A 17,202-nucleotide genomic window follows, 5' to 3' on the forward strand; every position below is an offset into this window, starting at 1 on the left:
TGTCACCGTGATGGCATCCAAACCCCGAGGTGCGCACCGGACGCCGTGTTGTCCGCACCCTGCACGCACACGTGGTGTCCGTGACGAGGTACCGGCGTGTGGGGTTCAGCGACCCGAGGCCGGTGCGCTGCGAGGAACTCATGCGCGAGGTCTGCGCCGGCTTCGAGGCCGAACTTCGCGAGTTCAACGGCGACCACGACCACGTCCACCTGCTGGTCCACCACCCGCCGAAGGTCGCCCTGTCCACGCTCGCCGGCTCACCGAAGGGCGTCTGGGCGCGGATGCTTGGCAAGGAATACGGCGCTCACGTCCGCCGGTGCCTGTGGGGCGGGCATCTGTGGTCCGGTTCCTCCTTCGCCGCAAGCGTGGGCGGCGCACCGCTTGCGGTCCTTGAGCAGTACATCGAACAGCGGAAACGACCCGTGTGAGCCGGCCTGCTCACGGGCACGGAAGGCCAGGGCACGCTCGCGCCCTGGCGGGCACTCCCGCGTGGGCCTTCACCCCCGGCGTGAACGCCGGAGCACTGGCCCACAGTTCGGTAGAGCACTATGCGGACCAGTGCTCCTTCGAGTCTCCGGCTTGACGCCTGGGCAAAGTGCAGATGAGCACGAAGAACTTCAAACGCTTTGTGCGCACGGTCAGGTCGCCGGTGATGACGCCGAGTCCTCATAGCTCCTGCGAGGGGGCGCAGTACGCAGGGAGGTGGTCTGCCCGGCGCTTTCGACACGCCCGTTAATGCGTTGTGATCGTCGTACGGCGCCGCCTACGATGCCTCATATGTGCTCCTGATCCGGCTGCGGTCCCACCCCTTTCTCGCGCGATGACGTGCTGACACGCCGCGCGTCTCCGCCGCCGGATGCCGTTCCCTCTCGTTTCCCGGTGGCCGTCCATGCCCACCGTCGGGAAACCGGAGGTTGAACCCTTGACCCATCCGTCACAGCTCACCGTCGCCCATGTCACCAAGGCCTATGCGGGCCACGCCGTACTGGAGGATGTCTCCTTCACCGTCGCCGCAGGCGAGCGGGCCGGTGTCATCGGTGAGAACGGCTCGGGCAAGTCCACCCTGCTGCGTCTCCTCGCGGGCCAGGAGAAGCCGGACGACGGCGAGGTCGTCGTCGTGGCCTCCGGCGGGGTCGGCTACCTCGACCAGACGCTGGACCTGCCTGCCACCAGCAGCGTTCAGGACGCCGCGGACGCGGCGCTGGCCGATCTGCGCGACCTGGAACGCCGTATCCGCGAGGCCGAGAACGCGCTGGCCGGTGCCTCGCCGGAGGAGTTGGCGGCCTACGGCGACCTGCTCGCGGCCTATGAGGCGCGTGACGGCTACGGGGCCGATGCGCGGATCGACGCGGCCATGCGCGGGCTTGGTGTCGCCCATCTCACCCGGGAGCGGCGGCTCGGCGGCCTGTCGGGCGGCGAGCGGTCCCGGCTGGCGCTGGCCTGCGTGCTGGTCGCCGCGCCTGAGTTGCTCCTGCTCGACGAGCCGACCAACGACCTGGACGAGGCGGCGGTGACGTGGCTGGAGAACCGGCTGCGTGCCCACCGCGGCACGGTCGTGACGGTCACCCACGATCGGACGTTCCTGGAACGGGTCGCCACCACGATCCTGGAGGTCGACCACGACCGCCGTACCGTCACCCGGTACGGCGACGGCTGGGACGGTTACCTGGCGGCGAAGGCCGCGGCCCGGCGCCGCTGGGAGCAGGACCACCAGGAGTGGCTGGCTGAGATCGACCGCCAGACCGACCTCGCCGGCACGGGCGCCGTACGGCTGGCCTCCAGCGTCAGGTCCGGCAGCCGTCCCCGTACGGCAGGACACCGCCGCTCGCATGAGGCAGGGCTGTCAGGCCAGGTCCGCAAGGCCCGGGAGCGGCTGCGTCGCTTGAGTGAGGAGCCGGTCCCACGTCCGCCCGACCCGCTGCGCTTCACCGCCCGGTTCGGCGGCGACGCGGGTGACGCCGGCGATGCCGTCCGGAGCGGTGGTGAGGCAGGCGACGCGCCGCTGGCCGCGCTGAACGGCGTCAGAGTCGGCGACCGGCTCGCCGTCGAGGAGTTCACGCTCGCGCCCGGTCAGCGGGTGCTGCTCACCGGCCCCAACGGGGCGGGCAAGACGACGTTCCTGCGGGTGCTCGCCGGGGACCTCGCCCCGGACGCCGGCACCGTGCGCCGTCCCGGGCGGATCGGCTACCTACGCCAGGAGATACCCGTCAGACGGTCCAGGGGCGCGGTGCTGGCCGCTTTCGCCAAAGGACTGCCGGGGCCGCCGGAGGAGCACGCGGCGGCACTTCTCGCGCTGGGACTGTTCCAGCGCGAGGACCTCGTCAAGCCGCTGGCCGCGCTCTCCATCGGGCAGCAGCGCCGCCTGGAGCTGGCGCGGCTGGTGAGCCGCCCCGTTGACCTGCTGATCCTGGACGAGCCGACCAACCATCTCTCGCTCACCCTCGTCGAGGAACTCCAGGAGGCGCTGGCCGCCTACCCGGGCGCCCTGGTGGTGGTCTCCCACGACCGTCGTTTCCGCGACGACTTCGTCGGGTCGCATGCCGTACTGCGCGCGGGCAGGCTGCTGAGCCGAGGGTCCGCCCGGTCGTGGTCGTCGGCGGGCGAGGTTTCCGCTCAGTGACGGGCGGAGGGGATCACAGACGTGACGGCGGACGTCAGCCGCCGGGCCGCCACTGTTCCGTGGGCCAGGTCTCCCGGTGCCAGGCGCTGTCCCAGAACATCCACTCGTACTCCGTGGCCTGGACGAACGCCTCGGTCATGGCCGCGCGCGTCTCGCCGTCCGCCCCGGCCGCCAGCCGGTCGGCGATCTCCTTGGCCCGCTCGACCGACTTGGCGAAGTCCGGATCGGCGTAGGTGGAGATCCACGCGCGGTAGGGGTGGTCGGCGACGTCGCCGACCTGCTGCAGCAGCGCCGCCCCCACGTCCTGGTAGACCCAGAAACACGGCAGGAGGGCGGCCACGAGCACCGGGTACGGCGCGGCCAGCGCGACGGCCTGGAGGAAGGAGGAGTAGCCGAGGCAGGTGGGCGAGGTGCGGATGCCCGAGAGGTCGGCGGCGCTCAGGCCGTACTCCTCGATGTAGCCCTCGTGCAGGGTCCGCTCGGCGGCCAGTGCGGCGTGCGCGCTGGCCGACCAGAACGCGGCCTCCTCGGGGTCGCCGGCCCGCACCGAGGCGGTGGCGAGCGCCTTGGAGAACGCCTCGAGGTATCGGGCGTCCTGCACGATGTAGAAGGCGAACCGCCTGCGGTCGAGTGTGCCCTCGCCGAGCGCGGTGTTGAAAGGGTGCTCGTGGATGGCCCGTAGCAGTGCGGTGGAGTGTGCCCAGACGTCGTCGCAGAACATGACGTCCCTTCGCTAGTTCGAACTAGATCAGGTTCGACGGGTGTGCTCTCAGCCCCGGACCTGCCGGGGCACCCCGCGTCGCGAGTAGGGTAACAGCTCGCTCGTCCGCGGCGGCTACCCGGTGGTGCCGTGGGTCGGCTCCCGAAATGGCCGGTCGGCGGGATACCGGGCTGCTTCCGGGCGGCTCCGCCCCGAGGAGCCGCAGCGGGGGGCTGCGGCGGGGAGAGCGCCGCCGCCCAGGGACGCCAGGTCCTGGGCGACGTCGGGCTCAGCAGTGCTTGCCCAATGACATGTGCTTGATGAGCGGGTAGAGCCTGGCGTTGAACCGGCCGGAGGCGAACCACCGGTATCGCTGGGTCTTGCTGGGCAGATTCTTGACGAACTTGGTCCAGTCGGAGCGGTCCTGGACGTTGTAGTTGGTCAGCGTGCCGAGCACGGCGCCGTGGCCGTCCCGGTGGTCGGGAACCCCAGCCCGATGGTCAGGGCCGCCGTGGCCGCGGTCGCGCCCACCATCTTGCGGATTCTGTACGGCCGCCTTCTCCGAGGTCGGCCGGGACGGCGTCACGGGGCTCGGATGGCCCACGACCCTCCTGCCGGCCTCCACGATTGAGATGGGGGAGCACCGCGGCATCCCGGAGCTTCCGGGCCCTCCACCCTGCCGGATTGCCGTTAGCGATCCGACAAGCCGATTTTCCGACGACACAACCGATCTATCGTGTGCCGGGCATCGCACTGACGGATATGCGGCAGACTGGCATGGTGACTGACCTGGCCCAGGCGGCCCACGCCGTCCCCCAGCCGTTCGCTCACCTCAGCGCGCCCAACGCGCTGCTCTACCGCCGGGTGCTGCGCACGTTCGCACGGGCCAAGGAGCGCTTCATCGTGCACCTGCGCCCCGAGGACGTCGCCGCCGAGCTGCGCAGGGGGAGCCTTGAGCAGCAGCCCACCCAGACGGACGAGCAGCTCGCCCAGGCGCTGGAGAAGCTGGTCGAGTGGGGAAACCTGCACGCCGACGCCGACACCGGCCGGGTCACCTCGGTCGAGGACTTCCACCGCAAGCGGTTCCTGTTCCAGCTCACCGCGGCAGGGCAGGCGGCGGAACAGGCCATCGCGTTCTATGAGGAGGCGATCGGACGGCGGGGCGCGCTGCAGTCGGTGGCCCTGGGCGACATCGCCGAGCAATTGCAGTCGCTGAAGGCCCTGGCGGAGACGGCCGACCCCGATCCCGGCAAGACCCACCTGCTCCTGCTGACCCTGGCCGAGCGGTTCTCCTCGCTCGCCGACAACGCCCAGGCGTTCATGGCCTCGCTGCGTCGTGCCCTCGACTTCTCCGACGGCGACGTCGAGGGGTTCGTCGCCTACAAGGAACGGTTGATCGACTACATCAACCGCTTCATCGCCGATCTCGCCAACTCCGGCGCCCGGATCGCCGCGCTCCTGGCCGAGCTGGAGGACCGCGACCACCACAGGCTGCTGGCTCTGGCCGCACGGCGGGAGGCCGCCGACGCCGTGCCCGAGGGGGCGGACGCGGCGGCGGCGTACGCCAGGGCCGAGGCGGCGGCGTCCGACTCCTGGGAGAACCGCTGGCGAGGTCTGAAAGACTGGTTCGTCTCCCGCGACGCCGGACGCCCGTCGCAGGCCCGGCTGCTGCGGCAGGCCGCGGTGACGGCGATCAAGCAGCTCATCGACGCGGTCGGGCTGCTCAACGAGCGGCGGTCGGGCCGTTCGGACCGCTCGGCGGACTTCCGCGCCCTGGCCCGCTGGTTCGCCGAGGCTCCCGACGACGCGGCGGCGCACCGCCTGTGGCGGGTCGCCTTCGGTCTGTCGCCCGCCCGCCATCTCACCGTCACCGCCGAGACGGTGGCCGAATGGCGGCAGGAGGACCTCGCTCCGGCCACCCCCTGGCAGAAGGCCCCACCGGTCAGGATCTCCCCGCAGCTGCGCAGGACCGGCTCCTACGAGCGCCGGGGCAAACCGAACGGCGTGCGGGACCGGTCGGCGGCCCGCAGGCTGCTGGCGGAGCAGGCGGAGCGGGAGGCCGCCGAGACGGCCGCGGCGCGGGCGAGGCTGTGCACGGACGGCCCGGCCCGCCTGTCGGAGCTGGATGTGCTCGACCCGAAGGCGTTCCGGCTGTTCCTCGGGCTACTCGGCGACGCGCTCTCTGCCCGCTTCCCCGGCGAGTCCGAGGTCAAGGTCGTCACCGGCGACGGTTCCATGGAAGTACGGCTGTCGCAGGTGGCGGGCGGGGGCCAGGTGGAGATCCGTACGGAGGACGGCGTGCTGACGGGCCCGGAGCACCTCATCGAGATCACCGACCTGATGGCGGCCTCATGACGGATGCCGGAGAGGGACGACGTGTGACAGGAGAGAATGATGCGTGACGAGGATGTGGCGCAGCGCCGTACGGCTCTCCGCGCCCTGCTCGCCAGGCCGTTGCTCACCGCGGAGAGCGACCCGGCCACGCTCGTGCTCATCCGCCGCCACATCACGGAGCTGCGCGACTGGCTGAACCGTGAGACCGGATGGCGGCTGCAGGCCGACGCGGAGACGGCGCGGCTGTTCAAGACGGCACCCGCCGGCTCCGACGCCACCTACCCCGCCCGGGGACGGGTGGGCGAACCGTTCGGCCGGCGGCGGTACGTCGTGCTGTGCCTGGCGCTCGCCGTGCTGGAACGGGCCGACGCGCAGACCACCCTGGGCCGGCTCGCCGAAGAGGTGCTCAACGCGGCGGCCGGGCCCGAGCTCGCCGAGGCGGGCTTCACGTTCGGGCTGGATCACCGGGCCGAGCGCTCCGACCTGGTGGCCGTGGTGCGCGCGCTGCTCGACTGGGGCGTGCTGCGCAAGGTCGCCGGCGATGAGGACGCCTATCTGTCCGCCACCGGTGACGTCCTCTACGACGTACGCAGGCCGGTGCTCGCGGCGCTGCTCACCGGCGCGCGGGGACCGTCCACGGTGCGGGCGGCCTTGTTCGAGGAACGGCTGTCGGAACTGGCCGCCGAGTCGGTCCCCGACACCGACGACCTCCGCAACCAGGCGATGCGCAGGCGGCTCACCCGTCGGCTGCTGGAGGACCCCGTCGTCTACTACGACGATCTCGACGACGCCGAGCGCGGCTATCTCGTCTCCCAACGGCACGCGATCACCCGCAGGATCGAGGAGGCGACCGGTCTGCTGCCGGAGATCCGCGCCGAGGGGATCGCGATGGTCGACCCGGACGACGAGCTGACCGACGTGCGCATGCCCGAGCAGCGTACCGACGGGCACGTCACCCTGCTGGTCGCCGAGCACCTGGCCACCCGGGGTGAAGTATCCCTGGAGGAGCTGCACGCCTTCGTACGGCGGGCGGCCGAGCGGCACGTCCCCTACTGGCGCAAGGGAGTGACCGCACCCGGAGCGGAAGAGGAACTGCTCGCCGTCGCGCTCGGCAAGCTGACGGCGCTGCGGCTGGTCGAGATCCTGCCGGGAGCGCCGTCCCGGGTGCGCGGCCGACCGGCGATCGCCCGTTACGCCATCGAGGAACCGACCATCCGAGAAAGAGGACAGGCCAGCCGTTGATGCTCCCGATCCCCACCACCGAGCGGTGGAAGCCGCTCCGGGCCGGACTCGTCGACATGTTCTACTACGACGTCGAAGAGTTCCACTTCCACGACGGCCGCCTGCTGCTGCGAGGCAACAACGGCACTGGCAAGTCGAAGGTGCTGGCACTGACCCTGCCGTTCCTGCTCGACGGTGAGCTCGCGCCACACAGGGTCGAACCCGACGGCGACCGGCAGAAGAAGATGGAGTGGAACCTGCTGCTGGGCGGCAGACACCCGCACAACGAGCGGCTCGGCTACACCTGGCTGGAGTTCGGCCGCCGTGCCGCCGACGGCACCGTGGAGTTCCGGACCCTCGGCTGCGGGCTGAAGGCTGTCAAGGACCGCGGCATCGCCCGGCACTGGTTCTTCGTCACCTCGCAGCGGATCGGCGCCGAGCTGTCGCTGCTGTCGGCCACCCGGGTGGCGCTCACCCGGGAGAAGCTGCGCGACGCCGTCGAGGGCCACGGCATGATCTACGACCGGGCGTCCGACTACCGCAGGGCGGTGGACGAGGCACTGTTCGGCCTCGGTGAGCACCGCTACGAGGCGCTGGTCAACCTGCTCATCCAGCTCCGCCAGCCGCAGCTCTCCAAGAAGCCGGACGAGAAGCTGCTCTCCCGGGCGCTGACCGAGGCGCTGCCCCCGCTGAGCCCGGCGCTCATCACCACGGTGGCCGAGGCGTTCCGCGGCCTGGACGAGGAACGCGACGCGCTGCGCGCTCTGGAGGAGGCACGTAAGGCCGCCGGCGACTTCCTCGGTCATTACCGCAGGTACGCGGCCATCGCGGCCAAGCGCAAGGCGGCCGGTCCCCGGGTGGCGCAGAGCCGCTACGAACAGCTGGGCAGGGACCTGATCGAGGCCGAGAGCCGTCATGCCGCCGCGCAGACCGAGCTGGATACCGCGCAGCGGCTCCTCACGGAGCTGGCGTCGGAGAAGAACCGGCTGGAGGCGCGCAGAGAAGCGCTGCGGCAGAGCCCGCAGATGCGAGACGCCGAACGTCTCAAGCAGATCGGTGAGGAGGCGCACCGGCAGGCGGAGACCGCGCGCCTCCGGGAGCGGGACCGTGATCACCTGGTCGTCGAGACGCGGCGCAGGCAGCAGCGGGCGGACGAGCACCGGATCAAGGCCGACCGGGCCGCCGCGACGCTGGACGCCGCGCGGGACCGGGCCGCCTCGGCGGCGCGCCGGGCGCTCTGCGAGGACGCCCACCTGACCGTCGCCGGCCGGTGGGAGGAGGATTTGGGCGGAGCCCGCCGTGACGCCGACGCGCTCGCCGACCGGCGATCACGGGCCGCCTCCGAGCTGGACCGCCTGCTGAACCTGGCCGGACGGGCGCAGGCCCGGTGTGACGCCGCCCGTGAGGAGGTCGACCGGCTGACCCAGGAGCTGCAGGCCGCGGCCGAGCGGATCGCCGCCGCCGAGCAGGCTACGCGGGCGGGGGCGGCCGAGCTGGTGGGCGCCTACATCTCCTACCTCACGGGCACGGTCGAGCTCCGGGTCGCCGCCCCGGACGAGGTGGTCGCCGCCCTCGAGTCGTGGGCGTCGACAGCCGACGGTCACAACCCCGCGGCGGTGGCCGTCGACGACGCCGCCCGTGCGGCGACCACCGAGCTCGGCCGCAGGCAGGCGGAGCTGGAGGCGGAGACGCATGCCCGGCGGCAGGCGGCCGGGTCTCTGGAGGAGGAGATCAGCCGGCTGGAGGCCGGCGGCCACGACGCCCCGCTCGTTCCGTACACCCGGGAGCCAGGTGCGCGGGCCGGCCGTCCCGGTGCGCCGTTCTGGAAAGTGGTCGACTTCGCCGACGAGGTCCACGCCGACCACCGGGCCGGACTGGAGGCCGCGCTGGAGGCCGCGGGGATCCTCGATGCCTGGATGACCCCTGAGGGCACGCTCGTCGCAGCCGACGACACCGTCATCCTCCCTGCCGAGGCCGTCACCGGCCCCGCGTGCTCCGCCGTACTCCGTCCCGCGATCGACCACGCCGATCCGCAGGCGCAGACGCTGCAGGACGCCGCCGTCCACGCGGTGCTCGCCTCGATCGGGCTCGGCCCGGGGGCGGCGAGCTGGGTGGCAGCGGACGGCCGATGGGCCAACGGGGTCCTCGGCGGGTCCTGGCACAAGGCGAGCGCCGACCACATCGGCGAGGGCGCGCGGGAGGCGGCCCGGCGGTCCCGGCTCGTACGGCTCCGCGCCGAGCTCGCCGCCGTACGGGCACGCCTGGACGACCTGCGCGAGGCGGTGGCGGAACTCGCCGTGCGGCAAGGCGCGCTCGCCGCGGAACACCGCGCGCTGCCACCGGACGCGGAGCTGCGTGAGGCGCACGTCAGGCTGGCCGGCGAGCACGGGCGGCGCCGCGAGCTGAACGCCGTCCATCACACGGCCACCGAGGTGATGGGCGCCCGGCAGGAAGAGATGACGGCGGCACGCACGCGGGCGTCCGAGTTCGCCGGAGACGTCGGCCTGCCGATGGAGGCGTCGGAGCTCGCGGCGGTCAGGGAGGCCGTCTCCGACTACCGTCTCGCGCTGGCGGAGCTATGGCCGACCGCCCAGGCGCTGCTCGTCGCACGCGAGGCGGTGATCGACGCCGAGAAGGAGCTGGACCTCACCCGCGACAGGTCCGAGGACGCGGCCGTGCAGGCGGCGGAGGCGCGCGAGCGGGCCGAGGCGGCGGCGGAGACGTACCGTGCGCTGATGGAGACCGCCGGTGCCGCAGTGGAGGAGCTCCACCGCAGACTCGACGCCGTACAGCAGGCCATGCTGGACAGGGACGCGGCGGAGCGGGCCGCACGTACGGCCGAGCGGGACGCCCTCGGCGAGCGGGGAAAGGCGGAGGGGAGACGCGACGCGCTGCGGGGTGAGATCGGACAGGCGGGACAGGTCCGCGACGCGGCCGTCGCCGAGTTCCGGGCGTTCACCGCCACAGGACTGCTCCGCGTCGCCCTGCCCGAGCTGGACGTGCCCGACCCGGGCGAGCCGTGGGCGGCGACCCCGGCGGTCGTCCTCGCCCGTGCCGTGAACGCCGAGCTCGACGACGTCGACGACGCCGAAGGTCCCTGGGACCGGGTGCAGAAGCGGGTCACCGAGGAGCACAAGCTGCTGTCGGACGCCATGGCGCGGCACGGCCACTCGGTGGGGCTGACGTTGCGCGATGGCGTCATGGTGGTGGACGTCCTGTTCCAGGGACGGACCAGGGACATTCCCGGCCTCGCAGAGGCACTGGAGACCGAGACCGCGCACCGGGGGCGGCTCCTGTCGGCCAAGGAGCGGGAGATCCTGGAGAACCACCTGCTGAACGAGGTGGCCGGCACGCTGCACGAACTGATCGCGGCCGCCGAGGAGGAGGTGCGGGCCATGAACACCGAACTGGAGTCGCGTCCCACCTCGACCGGCATGCGCCTGCGCCTGGTCTGGAAGACGGCGAAGGACGCGCCCGACGGGCTTGATCGGGTGCGCGAGAAGCTCCGCCAGACCGTGGACGCGTGGTCGGATGCCGACCGGGCCGCAGTGGGGGCCTTCCTCCAGGAGCAGATCGCCAGGGAGCACGCGGAGAACGCCGCGGCCGGCTGGTCGGAGCAGCTGACCAGGGCGCTCGACTACCGCACCTGGCACGCGTTCGCGATCACGCGGCTGCAGGACGGCCAGTGGCGGACCGCCACCGGGCCGGCCTCCGGCGGCGAGCGCGTCCTGGCCGCGTCCGTGCCGCTGTTCGCCGCGGCGTCGGCCCACTACAAGTCTGCGGGCAACCCGTACGCGCCACGGCTGGTCGCCCTCGACGAGGCGTTCGCCGGGGTGGACGACGACTCGCGCGCCAAGTGTCTGGGACTGCTCGCGACGTTCGACATGGACGTGGTGATGACCAGCGAGCGGGAGTGGGGCTGCTACCCGCAGGTACCGGGTCTGTCGATCTGTCAGCTGTCCAGGCGCGACGGCATCGACGCGGTCCTGGTCACCCCGTGGCGCTGGGACGGCCACGAGCGCCGCCGGGTCGAACGGCCGGTCACCGGCCCGGCGCATGCCGGTTCCTCACCGGGCGTGTCGCCTGATGCCGCCCCGTCGGGTCCGGACCAGGAGGGCCTGTTCACGTGAACGCCGGGGACGGGCCCTCCGAGGGACCGGCAGGAAACACCCACCAGGGCACAGACGGGTCTCCGGAGGCGGGTGCACGGCTGAGGCGGTTGCTCGGCGGCCAGGAGACCGCGTGGCTGGTCGAGCGGGCACGCCGCCGGTTGGAGCTCGGCAAGTCGCTGACCGGGGCCATCACGCTTGCCTCGGCCTCGCCGGAGCAGCGCCGCGCGCTGGAGCGGCTGCTCGGCCGTCGCGCGGGCGCGGGGTCCTCGCTGTCGGTCTCCCTGGCCGAGGTGGACCGCGTGCTGCGCGGCAGCGGCGCCTCGCCCGACGGCCTGGCGGCGGCCCTCGAGCTGCTCGGCGGCCCGGTGCGTGACCTCGCGCGCGAGGAGGCGGACCGGGCCGCGGCCTGGCGCGACGCACACGCGCGGCTCGACGCGGTCGTCGCCGACCGGCCCGATCTGTCGGGCTGGCGCGCCTGGCTGGACACGACAGGCCTGGTACGGCGGATCACGCCGGACACCGACGAGGCACGGACCCTTCTCGACCGGCTGGCAGCCGTCCTGGGCCGCCTGCCGTCGCCCGGAATCCCGATCGGCAGGCTGGCCGCCGAGACCTGCGGGGACGCCCACGCCCTCGACGACGGCGAGCCTCTGGGGACGCTGGCGCTGTCGGCGGCCCGCGCTCTGGGCGGATCGCCCTACGCGGGTGAGGGTACGGCCGACGCCCGCCGGCGGGCGTGGGCGGGCGTCGGGGTCCATCTCGACGAGCTGTCGTCGCTCGTCCTCTGTCTGGGCCTGTCCGGGGACGACCGCACCGCGACCGGTCGCGTGCTCGCGGCGGCACGCGCCGCGGGTGAACCGTGCGTGCTGACCCTCCGCCAGTTACGCCGCCACGAGGGGCCCCTCGTGGCGGACATGGTCCGGATCTGTGAGAACCCGATCGTGGTCGCCGCCGCCGCCGACGAGCTCGGGCCGGGCTGTCCTCCTCTCGTCTGCGTCAACGGCAGGCCGTCGGTGGCGGTCTGGGCGCTGCTCGACCTGCTCGCCGCCGGAGGCGCCCGGTTCGCCTACCACGGCGACTTCGACTGGGGCGGGATCGGCATCGCGGGCGCCGTCCACGAGCGGGTCGGATGGCAGCCCTGGCGGTATGACGCCGCCTGTTACGGGGCGGTGGCCTCTTCGAGCCCACTGACCGGCCGCCCGCGGCCGACGCCATGGGACCCCGCCCTGGCGTCGGCGATGGCACGCCGGGCCGTACGGGTCGAGGAGGAACTGGTCCTCGGCGACCTCCTCGCCGACCTGGCCGCGGCCACTTAGCGGGGAAACACCGCCTGTCCGGTCATCATGTGCTCGCTGGGCCGCCGGCCCCTGCTCGGCGTTCCGGCATCGGCGACATGTGGCCGTAGGCGCCGGGGAGGAGCGACTGCAGCGCCGCGAGGCCGCCGGACTCGACCGGTGACGGTGGTGCGGTCTCCGGCGCGGTGCAGCGGAACGTGGTCGGCGCCATTCCGTAGATCGCGCGGAATCGGCGGGAGAAGTGGTACGCGTCGGCGAAGCCGCACTGTACGGCGATCGCGTGCATGGACAGGTTGCTCTGCCACAACAGCGGTTCGGCTCTGGCCAGGCGCAGCAGCTCGATCGCGGCGACCGGACCGACGCCGAACCGCCGGCGGAACGTGCGGCACAGTGTGCTCGGCGAGACCTGGGCGGCCGTGGCGAGCCGCCGCATCGGGATCGGCCTCGCCACCCCGTCGGACCAGTGCTCGCGCACCGCGCGCATCATCGCGACGACCGGTTCCGGCAGGGTCGCCGGTGTGGAGTCCGTCGGCGCGGGACCGGCCAGGAAGGTCAGCACCAGCAGGCGGAGCGTTTCGCCGGCGTGGACCTGCCACGCCGGCGGGCACTCGGTACCCAGCCGGAGCAGGTACTGACACAGGGCTCCCATCGGGTCGTGCCGGCCGGTCAGGTCCCGCACCAGCGGCCAGTCGGCCTGCGCGTGACCGGTGATCGTGAAGTGCACGTACGCGTGCCGGGTGGGGGTGCGGGGATCCCAGCGGAACGAGTCGCGCATTCCCGGCCGGACGAGCAGCAGCTTTCCCGGGGTCAGCGGTAGCAGGACGTCGTCCCACAGCCAGGTGGCGCTGCCGCGGAGGAGCCAGACGAACTGGTACGACCTGGCGTCCCGTGGGCCGAAGGCCGAGCCCGGCGGGTAGTCCGCGACGGTGGGCCCGAGGCGGGGCACCAGGTCGACGGAGATCATCTGTCAGCCGTCATCTGTCACAACCGCCGTCCCGGTTCGGGCGGACCCGTGGCCGGCGCGCCTCCTGGAGACCTTTGTACTCGTACGGGTCGGTGCCGGCAACGAGGACGATGTCCCGGTAGTCGGCCTGTGCCATGTTCGTCCCCTCCGGCGGGGCATCCCACGGCAGCAGCGACTCCGCGCTCATGTAGTGGTTGACCAGCGCCCGCCGGTAGCCGTGCCGGCCGGTGTTGGGCAGCGACCTGTGCAGCAGGTAGCCGTTGAACACGAGCACGGAGCCGGCCGCGATCTCGACGGGCACCGCGTCGGAGTCGTCGAACGGGAAACCGTAGGACTCCACCGTGCAGTCGTAGCGCGGGTCGTCGTGCTCGCGGTTCGGGTAGAGCACGCCGGACCGGTGCGATCCCGGCAGCACCCAGAGGCAGCCGTTCTCGATGGTGGCGTCGTCGAGCGCGAGCCACGCCGCCGCGAGCGAGCGGTCCCGGGTCGGGATGAACATCTCGTCCTGGTGCCAGGCCTGTCCCGGCTCTCCCTCGGACTTGATGAACAGCATCGACTGCATCGCCTTGACGTTCGGACCGATCAGCGAGGTCAGAGCCGAAACGATCGCCGGATGGCGCATCGTGGCGAGCATCAGGCCGGAGAGCTTGTGCGGGTAGTGAATGCACAGGAACCTGCGCAGCACGTCGTCGTCGGTGTCGGCGGATCCGGCGGGGAGCGCGCCGTGGATGTCGCCGAGTTCGCCACGGCAGATGCGGACGGCCTCCTCGACCAGCGTGCCGACTTCGCCGGGGTCGAAGGCGCGCTCGAGGACAAGATAGCCGTCGCGCTCGTACCGGGTCTTCAGATCAGTGTCCGTCACCGCTCGATCATGACCTCCGCGGCCGTGTCCCGGCCATGGTGAGAGCACGCACCTGGATGGCGAATCGAGTCATCTATTGACGCTCACCGAAATCGCTGGTTAACATTTCGACTCGCTTCCTAATACGTATTAATAGGAGTTGATGTGGCTCCTCCTCCACGACAACGTCGGGCTACCCAGGTGGACATCGCCAAGCTCACCGGTGTCTCGCAGGCGACGGTGTCGCTCGTCCTCAGCGGCGGCGCGGTCAGTGACCAGATCGCCGAGTCGACGCGACAGGCGGTCCTCGCGGCGGCCGCCGAGCTGGGCTACTCGGTCAACGTCGCCGCCCGCAGCCTCAAGCGCGGTCGCAACCACCTGCTGGGCCTGTACACGTTCGAGCCCGTCTTCCCGACCGACCAGCGCGACTTCTACTTCCCGTTCCTGATGGGCGTCGAGGAGGAGACCGCGCGGCAGGGCTACGACCTGCTGCTGTTCAGCTCGGTCGGCTCGGGCGACCGGGCGATCTACACAGGCGGGGTGAACCGCCTGAAGCTCGCCGACGGCTGTGTGCTGCTTGGTCGCAACGTGCGCCGCGAGGAGTTGGCCGAGCTGGTCCAGGAGGACTTCCCGTTCGTCTTCATCGGCCGCCGCGAGCTCGAGGGCGCCGAGCTGTCCTACGTCGGGGCCGACTATGTGGCGGCCACCAGCGACCTCGTCGCGGAGCTGGTCCGCCTGGGGCACAGGCGGATCCTCTACTTACGCGCGGTCGAGGACACCGAGCCCACCCGCGACCGCGAGGCGGGTTACCGGCAGGGCCTCGCCGCGGCCGGGATCACGGTGGACGAGTCGCTGATCCGCAGGCTCGCCGACCCCGCCGACCTGTCGCCCGAGTCCGTCGAGCACTGGACGGACACGGCCGGCGTCACCGCGATCCTCGTCGAGCCGAGCGAGGACAACCGGCTGACCACCGTGCTGGACACGACCAGCGCGGCGGCCAGGGTGCGCTTCCCCGGCGACTGCTCGATCGCGTTGCTCGGTGACCCGCCGTCGTGGACTCCGGAGCTGCGGGACTGGACCCGCTTCTCCCTGCCCCGTGCGGAGATGGGCCGCACGGCCGTGCAGATCCTGGTCGACCTGCTCGGCGATCCGCTTGGTGCACCCCGGCAGGTCACCGTGCCGTGCAGCTTCGTGCCCGGCGATTCCATCGGTCCCGCTCCCGACCGGATGTGGTCGCGGTGACCCGCATGGTGGCGCGCCGTCTGCTGATCGGCGTGTTCGTGATGTGGGGCGCGGCGTCGGTCATCTTCGTCATCGTGCGTGCCGCGCCGGGCGACCCGGCGACGGTGTTCCTCGGCCCGGACGCGAGCAAGGAGCAGATCGACCGGCTCACCGCGACGCTCGGGCTGAACCGGCCGCTGTACGAGCAGTACTTCGGCTACCTCGGCGACGTGCTCCGCCTGGACTTCGGCCAGTCCTACCGGCTCGGCCGCCCGGCGATGGACGCGGTGCTCGAACGGCTGCCGGCGACGATCGACCTCACGCTCACCGCGACGGCCATCGCCGTCGTCGTCGGTCTTGCACTCGGACTCATCGCGGGCAGCCGGTCCGGCGGCGTGGTGGACCGGGTGGTGTCCGCGGCGACGATCGCGCTGCAGTCCTTCCCCACGTTCTGGGTGGGGATCATGCTGGTCCTGACCTTCGCGCTCGGCCTGCGACTGCTGCCGAGCGCCGGGGTCGGCACGCCCGCACACCTGGTGCTGCCGGCGGTGACGCTGGCCTTCCCGTTCACCGCCATCGTCGCCCGCCTCACCAGAAGCAGTGTCACGGAGGCGATGCGCGAGCCGTATGTCCATACGGCACGGTCCAAGGGGCTCACCGAGCGACAGGTCCTGTTGGGACACGCGCTGCGCAACTCGCTCATCCCGGTCGTGACGATCGTCGGGCTGCAGATGGGCGCGCTCATGGGCGGCGCGGTGATCGTGGAAAACGTCTTCGCCTGGCCGGGGCTCGGCTCACTGGTCGTCGGCGCGGTCGCCAACCGCGACTACGCCGTGGTGCAGGCGGTGACCCTGCTGATCGCCGGCATCGTCATGGTGCTCAACATCGTCGCCGACGTGTTCTACACCCGGCTGGACCCGCGCATCCGGACGGAGGCCAGGTCATGAGCGAACCTGCGAGCGGACCATGGACACCGGGCGACCGCGAGAGGCGTCACCGAGCCTGCGAGGGGACGTCATGAGCCAGACCGTGGCCCTGCCCCGGCAGGTTGCGACGCGCCGGTGGCGCCGGGGCGCACTGGCCCGCGTGCCGTACGTGGTGATCGCGCTGTACGTGCTGGTGGCGGTGATCGGGCCGCTCGTCATCGACTACGACCCGGTGCACACCCCGTTGCCCGACCGCCTGCTCACCCCTGGCGCGCGGACCGCCTCCGGCGGCGTCGCCTGGCTCGGCACCGACGCGCTCGGCAGGGACATCCTCGCGCAGATCGTCTACGGCGCCCGCACGTCGCTGTCGATCGGACTCGCGACGGTGCTGGTCGCATGCCTGGTCGGGGTCGCGATCGGCATCGTCGCCGGCTATGCCCGCGGCTGGCTGGACGCGGTGCTCGCCCGGATCATCGACGTACTGCAGGCGTTCCCGGCGATCCTGCTCGCGATCGTGATCGCCGGCGTGTTCGCCCGCAGTGTCCTGGTGGTGGTCCTCGCGCTGTCGGTGACGGCCTGGATCTCCTTCGCCAGAGTCACCCGCGGCGTCGCGCTGTCGCTGCGCGAGCGGGCCTGGGTCGACGCGGCCCGGGTGATGGGCGTGCCGGTCTTGTCGATCATGGTCAGGCACGTGCTGCCCTTCACCATCGGCCCCGTCGTCGCGCTGGCCACACTCGAGTTCGCCCTCGTCGTGCTGGCCGAGGCGGGCCTGAGCTTCCTCGGCATCGGCCTGCCGAACACGGCCGTGTCGTGGGGACAGACCATCGCGAACGGCCAGCAGTACCTGGAGACCGCCTGGTGGATCTCGACGCTGCCGGGCATCGCGCTCTCCCTGCTGATCATCAACATCGGCATTCTCGGCGACCAGCTCACCGCCCGTTACGGGCACCGTCGCCGCCGGACCTGAC

The 17,202-nt window shown here is 72.0% G+C and carries 13 protein-coding genes and 1 riboswitch; of the genes, 9 read left to right on the plus strand and 4 right to left on the minus strand.

The window, feature by feature from the left end; translation table 11 throughout:
• Positions 1-29 precede the first annotated feature (29 nt).
• Entirely contained in the window at positions 30-428 is a 399-nt protein-coding gene (gene tnpA, locus FHR32_RS42245) for an IS200/IS605 family transposase (RefSeq protein WP_184760190.1), read from the plus strand.
• A 461-nt stretch (positions 429-889) separates the two neighbouring features.
• Positions 890-2,620: a ribosomal protection-like ABC-F family protein gene (gene abc-f / locus FHR32_RS42250; protein ID WP_184760191.1), complete on the plus strand. Its 1,731-nt coding sequence runs from the start codon at positions 890-892 to the stop codon at positions 2,618-2,620.
• A 34-nt stretch (positions 2,621-2,654) separates the two neighbouring features.
• Here the strand turns inward: abc-f and FHR32_RS42255 are convergent, their stop codons facing one another.
• Positions 2,655-3,341, minus strand: a complete 687-nt coding sequence (locus FHR32_RS42255) for a TenA family protein (protein WP_184760192.1) — start codon at positions 3,339-3,341, stop codon at positions 2,655-2,657.
• A riboswitch (TPP riboswitch) is annotated at positions 3,329-3,427 on the minus strand. It overlaps the preceding gene by 13 nt.
• Before the next feature lie 182 nt (positions 3,428-3,609).
• On the minus strand, positions 3,610-3,924 hold the full coding sequence (locus tag FHR32_RS42260) for a DUF6294 family protein (RefSeq protein ID WP_184760193.1): 315 nt from the start codon (positions 3,922-3,924) through the stop codon (positions 3,610-3,612).
• A 173-nt stretch (positions 3,925-4,097) separates the two neighbouring features.
• Between FHR32_RS42260 and FHR32_RS42265 the strand changes: the two genes are divergently transcribed.
• The 4 genes from FHR32_RS42265 to FHR32_RS42280 are packed head-to-tail and all read left to right on the plus strand — an operon-like array spanning position 4,098 to position 12,303.
• Complete coding sequence (locus FHR32_RS42265) at positions 4,098-5,675, plus strand: TIGR02677 family protein (RefSeq protein ID WP_184760194.1); 1,578 nt, start codon at positions 4,098-4,100, stop codon at positions 5,673-5,675.
• Between the two features lie 36 nt (positions 5,676-5,711).
• Positions 5,712-6,896 carry a TIGR02678 family protein gene (locus FHR32_RS42270; protein WP_184760195.1) on the plus strand — a complete coding sequence of 395 codons (1,185 nt, stop codon included), beginning with the start codon at positions 5,712-5,714 and terminating at the stop codon, positions 6,894-6,896.
• Positions 6,896-11,005, plus strand: a complete 4,110-nt coding sequence (locus FHR32_RS42275) for a TIGR02680 family protein (RefSeq protein WP_184760196.1) — start codon at positions 6,896-6,898, stop codon at positions 11,003-11,005. The genes FHR32_RS42270 and FHR32_RS42275 overlap by 1 nt, the downstream gene beginning before the upstream one ends.
• Positions 11,002-12,303, plus strand: a complete 1,302-nt coding sequence (locus FHR32_RS42280) for a TIGR02679 family protein (RefSeq protein WP_184760197.1) — start codon at positions 11,002-11,004, stop codon at positions 12,301-12,303. The genes FHR32_RS42275 and FHR32_RS42280 overlap by 4 nt, the downstream gene beginning before the upstream one ends.
• 25 nt (positions 12,304-12,328) lie before the next feature.
• Here the strand turns inward: FHR32_RS42280 and FHR32_RS42285 are convergent, their stop codons facing one another.
• Positions 12,329-13,246, minus strand: a complete 918-nt coding sequence (locus FHR32_RS42285; RefSeq protein ID WP_184760198.1) for a helix-turn-helix transcriptional regulator — start codon at positions 13,244-13,246, stop codon at positions 12,329-12,331.
• A gap of 10 nt (positions 13,247-13,256) precedes the next feature.
• Complete coding sequence (locus tag FHR32_RS42290; RefSeq protein WP_184760199.1) at positions 13,257-14,108, minus strand: phytanoyl-CoA dioxygenase family protein; 852 nt, start codon at positions 14,106-14,108, stop codon at positions 13,257-13,259.
• A 180-nt stretch (positions 14,109-14,288) separates the two neighbouring features.
• Between FHR32_RS42290 and FHR32_RS42295 the strand changes: the two genes are divergently transcribed.
• From FHR32_RS42295 to FHR32_RS42305, 3 genes are all read left to right on the plus strand, one after another.
• Positions 14,289-15,329, plus strand: coding sequence for a LacI family DNA-binding transcriptional regulator (locus tag FHR32_RS42295; RefSeq protein ID WP_221466959.1), 1,041 nt, complete (start codon positions 14,289-14,291; stop codon positions 15,327-15,329).
• 5 nt (positions 15,330-15,334) lie between these two features.
• Positions 15,335-16,255 (plus strand): ABC transporter permease, encoded by a 921-nt coding sequence (locus FHR32_RS42300; protein WP_246468793.1) that lies wholly within the window; start codon positions 15,335-15,337, stop codon positions 16,253-16,255.
• 70 nt (positions 16,256-16,325) lie between these two features.
• Positions 16,326-17,201: an ABC transporter permease gene (locus FHR32_RS42305; RefSeq protein ID WP_184760202.1), complete on the plus strand. Its 876-nt coding sequence runs from the start codon at positions 16,326-16,328 to the stop codon at positions 17,199-17,201.
• Position 17,202: the final 1 nt, after the last annotated feature.

The organism is Streptosporangium album, from assembly GCF_014203795.1.
Taxonomy (GTDB): domain Bacteria; phylum Actinomycetota; class Actinomycetes; order Streptosporangiales; family Streptosporangiaceae; genus Streptosporangium; species Streptosporangium album.

What these genes read in the sequence shown, in the direction of transcription:
- abc-f (WP_184760191.1), top strand. Translation starts at nt 890, where the DNA reads ATGCCCACCGTCGGGAAACCGGAGGTTGAACCCTTGACCCATCCGTCA.
- FHR32_RS42255 (WP_184760192.1), bottom strand. Translation starts at nt 3,341, where the DNA reads ATGTTCTGCGACGACGTCTGGGCACACTCCACCGCACTGCTACGGGCC.
- FHR32_RS42265 (WP_184760194.1), top strand. Translation starts at nt 4,098, where the DNA reads ATGGTGACTGACCTGGCCCAGGCGGCCCACGCCGTCCCCCAGCCGTTC.
- FHR32_RS42270 (WP_184760195.1), top strand. Translation starts at nt 5,712, where the DNA reads ATGATGCGTGACGAGGATGTGGCGCAGCGCCGTACGGCTCTCCGCGCC.
- FHR32_RS42275 (WP_184760196.1), top strand. Translation starts at nt 6,896, where the DNA reads ATGCTCCCGATCCCCACCACCGAGCGGTGGAAGCCGCTCCGGGCCGGA.
- FHR32_RS42285 (WP_184760198.1), bottom strand. Translation starts at nt 13,246, where the DNA reads ATGATCTCCGTCGACCTGGTGCCCCGCCTCGGGCCCACCGTCGCGGAC.
- FHR32_RS42300 (WP_246468793.1), top strand. Translation starts at nt 15,335, where the DNA reads ATGGTGGCGCGCCGTCTGCTGATCGGCGTGTTCGTGATGTGGGGCGCG.
- FHR32_RS42305 (WP_184760202.1), top strand. Translation starts at nt 16,326, where the DNA reads ATGAGCCAGACCGTGGCCCTGCCCCGGCAGGTTGCGACGCGCCGGTGG.